Source organism: Vibrio ostreae (assembly GCF_019226825.1).
Classification (GTDB): domain Bacteria; phylum Pseudomonadota; class Gammaproteobacteria; order Enterobacterales; family Vibrionaceae; genus Vibrio; species Vibrio ostreae.
Genome location: NZ_CP076643.1, coordinates 391,715 through 405,900, shown reverse-complemented (window position 1 = coordinate 405,900; position 14,186 = coordinate 391,715). Strand labels below are relative to the sequence as shown.

Annotated in this window: 10 protein-coding genes and 1 pseudogene; 5 read left to right on the top strand and 6 right to left on the bottom strand. The window is 50.4% G+C overall.

The features are described 5' to 3' along the window. The first annotated feature begins 19 nt into the window (after positions 1-19). Positions 20-3,091 carry an error-prone DNA polymerase gene (locus tag KNV97_RS08125; RefSeq protein WP_218562860.1) on the top strand — a complete coding sequence of 1,024 codons (3,072 nt, stop codon included), beginning with the start codon at positions 20-22 and terminating at the stop codon, positions 3,089-3,091. A 64-nt stretch (positions 3,092-3,155) separates the two neighbouring features. Here the strand turns inward: KNV97_RS08125 and KNV97_RS08120 are convergent, their stop codons facing one another. Then, positions 3,156-4,097 carry a chemotaxis protein CheV gene (locus tag KNV97_RS08120; protein WP_136482763.1) on the bottom strand — a complete coding sequence of 314 codons (942 nt, stop codon included), beginning with the start codon at positions 4,095-4,097 and terminating at the stop codon, positions 3,156-3,158. Between the two features lie 116 nt (positions 4,098-4,213). Further along, the gene (gene mlc, locus KNV97_RS08115; protein WP_136482761.1) at positions 4,214-5,431 is read right to left on the bottom strand and encodes a sugar metabolism global transcriptional regulator Mlc; all 1,218 of its coding nucleotides are present in this window, start codon (positions 5,429-5,431) and stop codon (positions 4,214-4,216) included. A gap of 397 nt (positions 5,432-5,828) precedes the next feature. Here mlc and pyk point away from each other — a divergent pair, with 397 nt between their 5' ends. After that, complete coding sequence (gene pyk, locus KNV97_RS08110; RefSeq protein ID WP_218562859.1) at positions 5,829-7,274, top strand: pyruvate kinase; 1,446 nt, start codon at positions 5,829-5,831, stop codon at positions 7,272-7,274. 94 nt (positions 7,275-7,368) lie between these two features. Here the strand turns inward: pyk and KNV97_RS08105 are convergent. Together KNV97_RS08105 and cydH are read right to left on the bottom strand one after the other, a co-directional pair. Continuing rightward, a pseudogene (locus KNV97_RS08105) lies at positions 7,369-8,587 on the bottom strand (patatin-like phospholipase family protein). Between the two features lie 17 nt (positions 8,588-8,604). Beyond that, on the bottom strand, positions 8,605-8,694 hold the full coding sequence (cydH, locus tag KNV97_RS08100; protein ID WP_136482755.1) for a cytochrome bd-I oxidase subunit CydH: 90 nt from the start codon (positions 8,692-8,694) through the stop codon (positions 8,605-8,607). 220 nt (positions 8,695-8,914) lie between these two features. On the opposite strand from cydH, the gene KNV97_RS08095 reads away from it, so the two are divergent. The 3 genes from KNV97_RS08095 (at position 8,915) to KNV97_RS08085 (ending at position 11,539) form a co-directional block, all read left to right on the top strand. After that, positions 8,915-9,499, top strand: a complete 585-nt coding sequence (locus KNV97_RS08095) for a porin family protein (RefSeq protein WP_218562858.1) — start codon at positions 8,915-8,917, stop codon at positions 9,497-9,499. Positions 9,500-9,980: 481 nt separating this feature from the next. Beyond that, positions 9,981-11,444, top strand: coding sequence for a sodium-dependent transporter (locus KNV97_RS08090; protein WP_218562857.1), 1,464 nt, complete (start codon positions 9,981-9,983; stop codon positions 11,442-11,444). Next, a complete protein-coding gene (locus KNV97_RS08085; protein WP_136482749.1) occupies positions 11,441-11,539 on the top strand; it encodes a MetS family NSS transporter small subunit in 99 nt (32 codons plus the stop codon). The genes KNV97_RS08090 and KNV97_RS08085 overlap by 4 nt, the downstream gene beginning before the upstream one ends. A gap of 141 nt (positions 11,540-11,680) precedes the next feature. Here KNV97_RS08085 and KNV97_RS08080 read toward each other — a convergent pair whose 3' ends face one another. Both KNV97_RS08080 and ptsG read right to left on the bottom strand, forming a co-directional pair. Beyond that, a complete protein-coding gene (locus KNV97_RS08080; RefSeq protein WP_136482747.1) occupies positions 11,681-12,085 on the bottom strand; it encodes a hypothetical protein in 405 nt (134 codons plus the stop codon). 328 nt (positions 12,086-12,413) lie between these two features. After that, positions 12,414-13,844 carry a PTS glucose transporter subunit IIBC gene (ptsG, locus tag KNV97_RS08075; RefSeq protein WP_218562856.1) on the bottom strand — a complete coding sequence of 477 codons (1,431 nt, stop codon included), beginning with the start codon at positions 13,842-13,844 and terminating at the stop codon, positions 12,414-12,416. Positions 13,845-14,186: the final 342 nt, after the last annotated feature.

Sequence of the window (14,186 nt, the reverse complement as noted above, 5' to 3'; positions counted from 1 at the left end):
TTTGAATTGAAGAGGTTTTATGGCTTACGCAGAACTGTTTTGTCAGAGTAATTTCTCCTTTCTGGCTGGCGCGTCCCATCCGGAAGAGCTGGTGATGCAAGCTGATTTTCTGCGCTATGACGCGATTGCCATCACTGATGAATGCTCACTGGCCGGCGTAGTACGTGCTCACACTGCGATTAAGCAACATCAGCTTGGCATCCGGCAAATTGTCGGCAGCGTATTTACCCTGAATGATGAATGCCGCTTCGTATTGCTGTGCCCGGATCGCGAGGCATACACTGAATTGTGCCGCATCATAACCAACGCCCGTCGCCGCAGTGAAAAAGGCCACTATCAACTGTCGGAATGGGATGTAATGTCCGCGCGCCACTGCCTGCTGGTATGGTTGCCGGGCCACCACGAGCGTGACACGCACTGGGGGCAATGGCTGACACACCATCACAGCGGCCGTCTATGGATAGGAGTACAGCGCCATCTGGGGCCGCAGGATCAAGAGTATCTCGCTCATTGTTGTCAGCTAGCCCAGCAACTGGCACTACCGCTGACCGCCTGCGGCGGCGTACTGATGCACAACGCGACCCGCTTGCCCCTGCAGCATGTACTGACCGCTGTTGCCCATAGCCAGCCACTGGACAAGGTTCAGGCCCATCTACTAAGCAATACCGAACGTGCACTGCGCAGTCAGAATAAACTCAGCAAGCTGTTTCCCGCCGAATGGCTGGCAGAGAGTGTGCGGATTGCCAAGCGCTGCCAGTTTCAGCTCAGCGAGTTGCACTATCACTATCCCAGCGAACTGGTACCGCAGGGCATCACACCGATGGCCTATTTACGCCAGTTGGTGGAACGCGGTAAAGCACTGCGTTTTCCTGACGGGGTACCGCAAGACATTCAGATACTGATTGAAAAAGAGCTGGCACTGATTGGCGAACTTGACCTGCCCTACTATTTTCTCACCATCCATGACATTGTGATGTTTGCCAAACGCAGTGGCATTCTCTATCAGGGACGTGGCTCGGCAGCCAATTCCGTGGTGTGCTACTGCCTGGAAATCACCTCGGTTGACCCGCGCCAGATCAGCGTGTTATTTGAACGCTTTATCAGTAAAGAGCGCGACGAGCCGCCGGATATTGATGTCGATTTTGAACATGAACGTCGTGAAGAAGTCATTCAGTACCTGTATCAAAAATATGGCCGTGAGCGGGCCGCACTGGCGGCCACCGTCATTTCCTATCGCTTTAAAAGTGCAGTACGCGATGTCGGCAAAGCACTCGGCATCAACCAGGCGCAGCTCGATTTTTTTATCCAGAACGTTAACCGCCGGGATAAAGCTCTTGGCTGGCAGGCACAACTGACCGAGCTGGGGCTGGAGCCGCAATCACTTAAAGGCCAGCAGTTTATTGAACTGGTCAGTGAGCTGATCGGTTTTCCGCGTCACTTATCTCAGCATGTCGGCGGTTTTGTTATCTCTTCCGGACCACTGCATGAGCTGGTTCCGGTCGAGAATGCCGCCATGCCGGAGCGCACCATTATCCAGTGGGATAAGGACGATTTGGAAAGTCTCGGGCTGTTTAAAGTCGACGTGCTGGCGCTGGGCATGCTGACTGCGATTCGAAAATGTTTTGCCCTGGTAGAAGAGCACCACCAGCGCAGTCTGAACATTGCCGCTATCACCCGTTTGCAGGATGACAGCAATGTCTATGGCATGATTCAGCGTGCTGATACAGTCGGGGTATTTCAAATAGAATCTCGGGCGCAGATGAGTATGCTGCCGCGCCTGAAGCCCGGCTGTTACTATGATCTGGTCATCCAGATAGCGATTGTTCGCCCCGGGCCGATTCAGGGTGATATGGTGCATCCGTTTCTCAAACGGCGCGATGGCCTTGAGCCCATCACTTACCCCTCCCGGGAGGTTGAAGCGGTACTGTCACGCACCATGGGTGTACCGATTTTTCAGGAGCAGGTGATCAAACTGGCCATGGTCGCCGCCGGGTTCAGCGGCGGTGAAGCCGATCAACTGCGCCGTGCTATGGCGTCCTGGAAGAAGAATGGTGAGCTGGCCAAGTTCAAACACAAGCTGGTCGATGGCATGCGACAACGTGGCTATCAGCAAGCCTTTGCCGAACGGATTTATCAGCAGATTTGTGGTTTTGGTGAATACGGCTTTCCGGAAAGTCATTCCGCGTCTTTTGCTGTGCTGGCCTATTGTTCCGCCTGGCTGAAATACCATTACCCGCAAGCGTTCTACACTGCGCTGCTCAATAGTTTGCCGATGGGATTTTACAGCGCTTCACAGCTGATTCAGGATGCCCGCCGCCATGGCATCAGTGTCCTACCGGTGTGTGTCAACCACTCCGCCATTGATCATCAGGTCGTGCAACATCAGCAGCAACTGGCCATACGGCTTGGTCTGCGCCAGATCAAAGGGCTCAGCGCGGCCGGCGCTCAGGCACTGATTGAGCAGCGCCCGCCTCAGGGCTTTCATCATCCGGGGCAGTTGAAACGTTGTGCACTTAGCCTGCGCGATCTTGAAGCGCTGGCTTCTGCCAATGCGCTGCACGCTATCGTCGATAACCGCTATGCCACACGCTGGGCAATGATGGACTCACTCAGCGATCTGCCGCTGTTTGCCACCCTGGAAGAAGAAGCGCCGCCGCTGGCTCACCAACCGAGTGATTTCGACACTCTGCTGGAAGATTATGCTGCTTTAGGACTGTCGCTGACTCAGCATCCGGTCACCCTGCTTGACCAGGCCGGAGAACTGGGACGCTTTACCCGCCAGCGCGATCTGACGGATCTGGCTCATCAGTCACTGGTGACCGTGGTCGGTGTGGTCACGGGACGTCAGTCACCGGGCACCGCCGCTGGTGTGACCTTTTTTACTCTGGAAGACGACACCGGCAATATTAATGTGGTGGTATGGCAGGCCACCGCACGAGCCCAAAAAAGTGCCTATATCGGTGCTAAGCTGCTGATGGTAAAAGGCATATTGGAGCGGGAAGGCAGTGTCATTCACGTCATTGCCGGACGTCTTATCGATCTCACCCCTAAGCTGCAACAGTTACAGACCCGTTCCCGCGATTTCCACTGACAAGCTGGCAATAAAAAAGCGCTGACTATCAGCGCTTTAAAAAAATAGCTTATGCAAATACCACTTAAATAAGTTCGCGCAGGCGATCCTGCACCGCTTCCACCAACAAATCCGGCTGGAACTTGGAGATAAATCGGTTACACCCGACTTTCTGCACCATGGCTTCATTAAAGCTGCCACTTAACGAGGTGTTCAGAGTAATAAACAGATCGGCCATACGCGGGTCATTACGTACTTCATAGGTCAGCTTATAGCCATCCATCTCCGGCATCTCGGCATCGGTGATCAACATCAGCAATTCCTGGTTGATGTTCTTGCCTTTATCGCACAAACCCTTGAGGAAATTAAGCGCTTCCAGGCCGTCACTGCATTCAATGATGTTGAGACCGAGCTGAGACAAGGTCCCCTTGATCTGGTTACGCGCTGTCGAGGAGTCGTCCACGATCAGAACATTACGACCGACCATGTCATTGACCAGAGTCGGATCCAGGATCTCTTCGGAGATCGACACATCATACTCAATAATTTCAGCCAGTACTTTTTCCACATCAATGATCTCAACGATCTTGGTCTGATCCTGTTCTTTGATTTGAGTAATCGCGGTCAGATAGTTCGAACGCCCGACCGATTTTGGCGGTGGCTGAATTTCAGTCCACGCGGTATTGACAATATTACGCACCTGCCCGACCAGAAAACCCTGCACGGTTCGGTTGTATTCGGTGATAATAAGATTCTGCTCCGGATTTTCCTCGCGCGAAGGCGGGAAGCCAATCGCCTGCCTCAGGTCAATAATCGGGACTGAGACACCCCGTAAAGAGGCGACACCGATAATGTTAGGATGAGAGCCTGGCATCTTAGTGGTTTTCGGAACTTTAATCACTTCCCGAACTTTAAACACATTGATAGCAAACACCTGGCGGCTATTCAGACTGAACAATAACAATTCCAGGCGGTTCTCACCTACCAGATTGGTACGCTGATCGACCGTATTCAAAATACCCGACATACAAAATCCCAATAAATAGACACATGACAACGCTACACAGTATAGCCATATTCACGCAGGTAAATATAATCCGAGTGGCAAATGTAAACCGGAGAGATGAAAAAACGAAGAAAAACTTACCCTTCGACCACTTTCATCAGCAACAAACCGTCATATAACGCCTGCTTGATCAGTGCCGCGCCCGGCATGGTCGCCTGTTTGTAGAAGCGAGATTCCACCAACTGTAAATCCTGATGGTAAACCGGCAGACTCTGTTCTTCGATACAACGCTGGATGGCCGGATACAAAACACTCTTCGCCTGGTTAATCACACCACCAATCAAGATTTTTTCCGGGTTGAACAGGTTGATGACGATGGCAATCGCCGAACCCAGATAACGTCCCAGCTTTTCAATCACATCGACCGAGAGCGGATCGCCTTCGGCCGCTGCCAGACAGATGTCTTCGATACTGATCTCTTCCTGATCACTCAGGCACGAGGCTTCTCCGGCCGCAATACGCTCGGTAACTTGCTGACGAATCGCCTGAGAACTGGCGACCGTTTCCAGACAACCGATATTGCCGCAATGACAACGCTTGCCGTGCGGATCAATCTGAATATGCCCCAGTTCACCGATGTTGCCGTGCCTGCCCTGCAGTACCCGGCCGTCAAGAATAATACCAGCGCCTAAGCCGTGGTGGATTGAGATCAGGACGGAGTTGTCGACATCCTGGGAATGGCCAAACAATTTTTCTGCCAACGCCCAGGCTCTGGTATCATTCGCGACAAAGACCGGTAAACCGGTTGCCTGAAAAATCGCTTCACCGAGAGCCAGATTTTCCACGTTGTAATGCGGCATTTGCAGCACCACACCCTGCTCTGAATTGACCAGCCCCGGCAAAGTAATCGCGATACTGGTCACCCGCCCGAGCTGCTCGGCATAAGTCTGGAAAAACTCATCGATTTCAAACAGCAGACGCTGCAGGACATCATCCTGGTCAATTTCATGGATGTCTATTTTAGTATCGATCAACACCTCGCCGCCCAACTCATGCAGCGCTATGGTCAGATAACCGCGTCCAAGACGCATGGATAAAAACTGCCAGCCCTGGTTGTTGACCTGCAATCCGATCGCCGGACGACCACGGCTGATCGCTTCCTGGACTGTCGTTTCATGAATCAGATGGGCATCAATTAATTCGCGGGTAATTTTAGTAATGCTGGCGGGGGCGAGTTCACTCTCTTTCGATAAGTCGATACGAGAAATGGGACCTTTTTGATCGATAAGTTTATATACACGGCCAGCATTGACCTGTTTGATGTGATCAATATGGCCTGGTTGAGCCATATACATAGGGCGCTCCAGAATTCAACAACATGCCAATTTTTTTACTTTGCGAACTAATTGTGAAGCGCTTTGGTGAATAGCCGTGACAAGCATCACGCATATACATAGAAGTTTGTGTTTTCAGTCAAAATGTCGCTTCCTTAGCCGTGCTCAGGCTGACCTGGCGTTGGATGAAATAGCAGCAACAGGACAATGCGCTAGCCGGGTCAAAGCCGCGCGCTTAACGGCCGGATTCAAGCCCCTCAGCAGACTTAAATGAGGGTTCTGCGGTTGAAGTGCTATCAGCTCGACCAAGTATGACACAGTGCAAATATCCGCCCTAAAAGACAAACAATTCCAATATCTTGCATATACTTAAACACAGTTGAACTTTTATCACGCCCGAACATTTCAGGAGATCACTATGACCTCAGCTCTACGCAGAACGAAAATTGTCACCACTTTAGGGCCTTCAACCGATAAAGGGGAAATACTGGAAGCCATCATTCGTGCCGGCGCGAATGTGGTACGCATGAATTTTTCCCACGGCAGTGCCGATGATCACAAACTGCGCGCGCAGAAAGTGCGTGAAATTTCCGCCCGACTGGGTAAACACGTCGCCATTCTGGGTGACTTACAAGGGCCAAAAATCCGGGTATCGACCTTCAAGGAAGGAAAAATCGAACTGGTCGAAGGTGAACGATTCATTCTGGATGCCGAACTCGCGCCCGGCGAAGGTGATAAAGATGCGGTAGGCATCGACTACAAAGCACTGCCCAATGACGTACAACGGGAAGATATCCTGCTGCTCGATGACGGCCGGGTACAATTGCAGGTGATTAGCGTTGAGGGCAATAAGATCCATACCAGCGTTCTGGTCGGTGGACCATTATCAAATAATAAAGGTATTAATAAGAAAGGCGGCGGACTGTCTGCCCATGCGTTAACGGAAAAAGACAAACGCGACATCCTGCTGGCGGCTGAAATCAAAGTGGACTATCTGGCGGTCTCTTTCCCGCGAAACGGCACCGATATGGATTATGCCCGCCGTCTGGCACGCGATGCCGGCCTTGAAGCGCGTATGGTCGCGAAAGTCGAACGGGCCGAAACGGTCGCCAGCGATGAAAACATTGATGACATTGTCCGGGCATCCGATGTCATTATGGTCGCTCGCGGCGATTTGGGGGTTGAGATTGGTGATCCGGAGCTGATTGGCGTGCAGAAAAAACTGATTACCCGAGCTAAATCGCTCAACCGCGTCGTCATTACGGCGACCCAGATGATGGAATCGATGATCACTAATCCGATGCCAACCCGCGCAGAAGTGATGGACGTGGCCAATGCGGTGCTGGACGGCACCGATGCCGTGATGCTGTCAGGAGAAACGGCGGCCGGCAAATATCCGGTAGAAACCGTCAAAGCCATGGCCGAAGTGTGTATCGGGGCAGAGAAAATGTTTGAAGCCAATCAGCAGAACTACCGGATTGACCGCTCATTTTCGACCGCCGAAGAGACAGTGGCGATGTCGACAATATACGCTGCGAACCATTTGGAAGGGGTTAAAGCCATGGTCAATCTGACTGAATCCGGCCGGACCTCACTGATGACTTCACGTCTTAATTCCATCTTGCCTATCTTTGCCATGTCACGCAATGACAGCACACTCAACCGCTGTGCTCTGTACCGCGGCGTCATGCCATTTTATTTCGACAGTAAACAAGGTGAAGGCTTTGAGGTGGCTCAGGCTGCGCTGGAAGCGCTGAAAGAGAAAAAACTGCTGGCGTTTGGTGACCTGGTGATCATCACCCAGGGCGATATCATGGATGTGGAAGGCTCAACCAACTGTATGCGTATTTTACCGGTACTGTAAAATTCGTAATAGCTGAAACAGGGGCTCAAAGCCCCTGCTTTTATAATAGTGAAATCAACAGCTGCGAGATGCTGACCTATTGATATCTATCGGGTTATTCATCCAAATCGGGCTGCACCGACTTATGCTGCTTGATTCGTTCAGCTTGCACATCTTCCGCTATCTGATACATGCGGACAAAACGATACCCAGCTTCAAGCCCGAGTTCATAATCGTGCAGCAGATCATCCTTATTACTGAGCAGTGAACTGGAACGCAATGGTTCGCTCGGAGCAACCTGAACAATAAAACTGTCGTCGGGCGGATTGCGCAAAAAGTCACAGGTCAGCGAATAGGTTTGATAGTGTACCATCAGCATATCCGCCAGGCCGGAATCAAATTTATCACCAATCAAATGGCTGAGACGATAGATGTCATCCGCACCAAACAACCAGCGCCCGCCATTCAGGGTACTGAGATGCTTCTGCTCAATTTTCTGTTGTTTCGCCTTTTCGATCTGCTGGTTAAAAAAATCCGTTCCAGTCTTGTTTCCATTGCAGCAGTTTACTCTGCCACTGAGTCTGAATGGTGTTGACCGAATCACGAAACCATTTCACCGGCTCTGTCGGCTGCACCGATTCCAGCGGCATATCAGGTTCTTCGGAAAAGCTTTCCGTGCGAATGACGCCAATAAAACGCGCTTCACGCCGCCAGGCTTCCTGAACCGGAATGGATGCAGAGACCCCACCATCAATATAATGTTGATTGGCAAGTTCCACTTCACGCGGATACAGACCGGGAATAGCGCATGTTGCAATCAGCACTTCACGCCATTCAGGGCCGAGAATCGGAAAATAAAAATCGCTCAGCGTCCGGGTCGACGTCACCGCGGCAAATGCCTTACGTTGCCCCAGTACCTGACGTCCCATGTCCATATCCAGCCGATAAGGGAAGTCACAGATTCTATCCAGCCGATAAGGGAAGTCACAGATTCTATCCAGCGCCCAGTCGAGGTCCATATATTGCTTACGACGGATATAACTGAACAGATGGAAAAAACGAGGGTCAGTCGTCAGATCAACGATAAAAGATTTACCCAGCTCCGGCTGGCGACACAAAAACGAGCTGAGATTTAATGCCCCCGCCGAGGTTCCGTAAAACTCATCAAACGGGTCAAAATTTGACAGCATAAAGGCATCCAATACCCCGGCTGTGAAGATACCGCGTTGTCCACCGCCCTGCGCAACCAACGCTCTTTTTCCGCCAATAAATTTAGACAACCGGCTGATATCAACCAGAGTATCTAATTCAGAGACTGTTCCACTATTTTTCATCAGCAGAACCCTTTTACTTAATTTGAAATGGCTATCGTTCCAAAGCCAATCAATACTACAAACACGGCCACCACCACACACAGTGCAAATTTGAGATCGCGTTCCATACACACCTCCTCGTGTTAATCAGACAACGCCATCCTTCCCACTAACATTTTGATAGCTAAAAAGGAAAGTAGAGCCGGGTTGGATACAGGCACACGATAGCGTCTGTTAAAGCATAACCAGTGGTGCGACGCATGTTCAAGAATTGCTGGTTTTTCGTGCACGATTATGAAGTTACTATCACAATTACTCAACCACCCGAAAATAATTTTGAGGTTTGTGATGCGCTCGCTTCAATTTATCGTTTTTGTGTTTGGTTGTTGGCTCTCTGCCACGGCCACGGCTGACGTTTACCTGACACCCTCCGCCGGTTACGCACTGGGTGGAAAAGTGGAAGACAATACCGGCCAGTCTTATGACCTCAACGCCTCTTCCACGCTGGCAATCACACTGGAAGTGCCATTTCAAACCGGCCGGGTAGGTCTGTTCTACGCCCGGCAGTCTACCGATGTCGACACAGCCGGGGATCAAGCGACGCTGCACTACCTGTTGTTTCAGAGCCGGATTAATTATCAGCTTGAGTCTAACTGGAGCAGTTACCTAGGCGCAGGCCTCGGCGCTTCCTACTTTGATGCCAGCTGGGTCGGTAACAAATCCGGATTCGCAGCCAGCATTTTCACTGGGCTCGACTATCATATAACTTCATCCGTTGCACTCAGCAGTCAGATTCGCTGGCTCGGAACCGTGGTCGATAATGAAACCAGTGCGTTGTGCAGCCTGCCGGAACCGGGACGCTGTATTGTGCGCTTTCAGTCAGACTGGATGAACCAGTTCTCGGCCAATCTGGGTCTGACCATACGCTTCTGAGTTAATAGTACCGCATTGGAGAGATTCACTAGTGTGTGTATATATTTCAGTCAGACACTCTAGCGATAAATACAGTTTTATCAATTGCTATAGCTCTTCAGTCCAGTTTTACAGTCTGGATATTTTAAATTATATAAAATTTTTCACTAACCAAAGAACAAAAAAACAACAAACAAACCACTAAACCAGCACAACATCATGTTTACAATCTATTGCCATGAGCGGCAGATATCTGTAGTCTCGATAGCAATGCGTAGCTGATTATTTCAGATTCCGCAAACACACATCGTAAAACTAAGAACAATATTCTGAGATCTCGACTAGCTTACAAAACTTATAACTAACATTTTGCTAATTACTGGATGATAGGCCATTTTTTTAACAAGTTAGCCATATTCTGATTGGTTATCTCCTATCCTGTTCCTTATTAGCTGTAGTGAAAGAGATGCTTCATACCTCAGGGATTATTAAGGAGTAACTTATGAAGCGAGAACAATGGGGTTCCCGAGCCGGTTTTATTCTGGCTGCTGTGGGCTCAGCAGTGGGACTGGGAAACATCTGGCGTTTCCCGTATATGGCGTATGAAAACGGCGGTGGCGCCTTCTTCATTCCTTACCTGTTTGCCATGATCACCGCCGGTATTCCGTTTATGATCCTGGAATTCTCTATGGGTCAGCGTAACCGCGGTTCAGCTCCGGCGACGCTGTCACGTATTAACGCAAAATTTGAATGGCTGGGCTGGTTCCAGGTAGGCGTTGCCGCTGTGATTGGGGTTTACTACGTCGCTGTTATCGGCTGGGCGATCTCCTACTTTGGTATGTCGTTTGACCAAAGCTGGGGGACAGATACTAACGCCTTCTTCTTTAGTGAATATCTGGGCCTTGGTGACAACTCTCCGACCAACCTGGGCGGCATTCAGTGGAAGATCGTGCTGGCAATGGTGATTGCCTGGGCCATCACTTACGCTGCGATCGTTGGCGGGGTTAAATCCGGTATCGAACGTGCTTCTAAAGTGATGATGCCTGTACTGTTTGTCATGGTACTGCTGCTTATCGGTCGTATGCTGTTCCTGCCAGGTGCACTGGATGGTGTGAACTACATGTTCCAGCCAGATTTCAGCAAAATCTGGGATGTGAAAGTGTGGGCAGCCGCTTATGGCCAGATCTTCTTCACCCTGAGTATCGGCTTTGCCATCATGCTGGCTTACTCCAGCTACCTGCCGCAAAAATCAGACATCACCAACAACGCATTTATGACGGTGTTGCTCAACTGTGGTTTCTCGATTCTGGCCGGTATCATGATCTTTTCGGTACTGGGTTACATGGCGCAGGAGCAAGGTAAACCGCTGACGGAAGTTGTCTCTGCCGGTGTAGGTCTGGCGTTCGTTACTCTGCCAGCGGCGATTAACCTGCTGCCACTGCCTTACGTATTTGGCCCGCTGCTGTTCCTGGCACTGATCGTCGCCGGTCTGAGCTCACACATTTCGATTCTGGAAGCCGTAACTTCAGCCGTGATCGATAAAATGGGCTGGAGCCGTAAGAAAGCGGCCAACATCGTTATCGGTGTCAGCTTCATCGTATCCATGGCTTTTGCAACCAACGGCGGCCTGCTGCTGCTGGATCTGGTAGACCACTTCGCTAACAACATCGGCATCATGTCGAGCTGTCTGGTTGAACTGGTGCTGATGACCTGGCTGGTTAAAGTGTCTGATGCGCGTAAATACGTTAACTCAGTATCCGATTTCGCGGTTGGCATTTGGTTCGATATCTGTCTGCGCTTTATCTCACCAGTTATTCTGGCCATCATTGTGGTGACTAAGGTGAAAACTCTGATGACCGAAGGCTACGGCGGTTACGATCTCACACTGGGCTGGGCGCTGATTGGCGTACTGTTTATCATTGGTGTCGCGGTGAACGCGATGAGCCGTAAGGAGAATAACGCATGACCACTGGTGCAATCATCATGATGATTCTGGGTTTAGGGATTACCTGGGGTGGCGCAGCCATCTGTATCCGTAAAGCGATGAATAAATCACAGTAATCACGTTTATTGAACACCAAGTTCAGTTGAACGTAAAAAGCCGGCAACTCAGTTGCCGGCTTTTTTATTCATCCACTCTTGAATGGACCTGCGCTCTAATTTGTCGTGACATGACTTGCCATGCAGTCAGACAAAAACCGCTTAGAAACGGTATGTCACACCCAAAGCTGCGCCAAGTTGAAGCTCGGTATCATCATGCAGCTGCAGTTCAGGGTGAACCTGACCATAAACATTCAGATTCTGGTTAATTTGCCAATCCAGCCCCAGCGGCACACGTGCGCCAAAGTCATCATCCCACTCAGCCCAGCCACCGACACCAACATACCAGTCAAAAGGGACATCCGGGTTATTAAAGCTGCCACGTTTTGCAATGTAATCGAACGCCGCACCTTGGTTACCCAGAGTAAAACGATATTGGTTGTTGACTTCCAGCACAGCGCTCAGCTGCTGATCGACCGCCAGGCCGACTTTCAGGTTAGGATCCTGCTGAGCATATGCTCCGGCCGACAAACTCAGCAGTGCCACTGTCATCCCTAGTTTTTTCATTTATTGATACCCTTTATTAATTGTTTTAACACTACAAACTTTAGTTCAGGTCCGGCAGGGATATGTCAACCAAGGGTAAAGGGAATTCAAGGCTCCTGTAGAGAAACCATCAGAGTACAATCAGTTTTTTTACAGCATGGACAGGTTTATTACAGCATGAAAAGGGTTGTTGCGGGGTGATTCAGGTATTAAAGAATAGCGAGACAGCCATCGCTAAGACATAGGTCACTGGAACAGAAAAAGGAGGCCAAGCCTCCTTTTCATCATCACTGCATATTGAAGCATGCGGTTCACCACCTGGCACCTTCAGCCCGGTGGCGCACACGGATTAACTGTGGTTACGAATCCACTCATCCATATCGGTTTTCAGATTATCTGACTTGGTACCAAAAATCGCCTGCACTCCGCCAGATACCACAACCACGCCTGCTGCGCCGAGTTTCTTCAGCTTATCTTGATCCACTGCGTCAGTATCTGCCACTGAGACCCGCAGACGAGTGATACACGCATCCAGATTAGTAATATTGGCTTTGCCCCCGAAAGCAGCCACCAACTCACCAGCCATTTCTGTGCCTGACGCTGTGGTGGTATCCGCGCTTTCATCTTCACGCCCCGGCGTTTTCAAATCCAGTGCACGGATAACAAAAGTGAACACCACGTAATACAGCACCGCATAAGCCACACCCAGACCGACCAGCAGTAACATGTTATCGGCTCGGGAGGACTGCACGACAAAGTCAATAAAACCGTTTGAGAAGGTATGACCATGCACCACGCCCAGGGAGTTAGTCAGCACGAATGCTAAACCCGCCAGCAGCGCATGAATGCCGTATAGCACCGGTGCAATAAACAGGAACGAGAATTCGATCGGCTCTGTAATACCGGTCAAAAACGACGTCAGTGCTGCTGAAGCCATGATACCCATGACTTTAGCCCGGTTCTCAGGCTTGGCACAATGTGCTATCGCAAATGCAGCGGCAGGCAGACCAAACATTTTAAACAGGTACCCCCCCGCCAGCTGACCAAAACCATTCCCGGCCGCACGAGACGCATCGTCGGCGGTCAGGAAACAAGTCATGATACCGTGTACCGTTTCACCAGCACCGTTAACACAAGTCCCGGCTTCGTAGAAAAAAGGAACGTTCCAGATATGGTGCAGGCCAAATGGGATCAGAGAGCGCTCAACCACACCGTAAATACCGAATGCCAGAACAGGGTTTTGATGGGCAGCCCAGTCTGAGAACGAAGCGATCACAGCACCGATTGGCGGCCAGATAAAAGAGAGGATGACACCCAGAATGATAGATAAGAAACCGGTGATAATCGGTACGGCGCGTTTGCCGGCGAAAAAGCCCAGGTAATCAGGCAACTGAATTTTATAAAAGCGGTTAAAAGCCCACGCAGCGACACCACCAGCCAGAATACCACCTAACACACCGGTATCTATGCTGTCGACGCCCATGGCAGCAGCCATTACTTTAAGGGTAGCGACCATAATACCGTATCCGACGATAGCCGATAAACCTGACACACCATCGTTGTTGGTAAAGCCCAGAGATACCCCCACCGCAAACAATAATGCCATCTGGCCGAATACTGAACCACCGGCCTGCTCCATCAGATGGGAAACAATTTCGGGTAGCCAGCTAAAATTAGCCGCCCCTACCCCAAGCAGAATACCCGCAACTGGCAGAACTGATACTGGAAGCATCAGCGCCTTACCGACTCTTTGCAGGTTAGCAAACGAGTTGTTAAACATGTTTATGCTCCTGAACGAATTATTAGCATTGTTGGGTTCTAAACGGCTTGCCCCACAGCCTAAATGTTAGCACCCGATAAAAATGTCACCACCTGTGTATTATATTTTCCGCCACCAGCCAATTAATGACAATTCTCAACCTTTGCTCAGGATGACGGCTATTTATGACCACTTTTTTGTCTGCATCACAATTTCGGGGATTTTATGTGCCTGACGTGGGCAGGTTCACAAACCGAAGTACTGGTCAGGATGTCAGCAGGGCAACAATCAGCGGGACAGCAATAGGCTGCTGGAGCGACAAGAATAGATAAGACAAAAAAGCCCGCAATTAAGCGGGCTAGT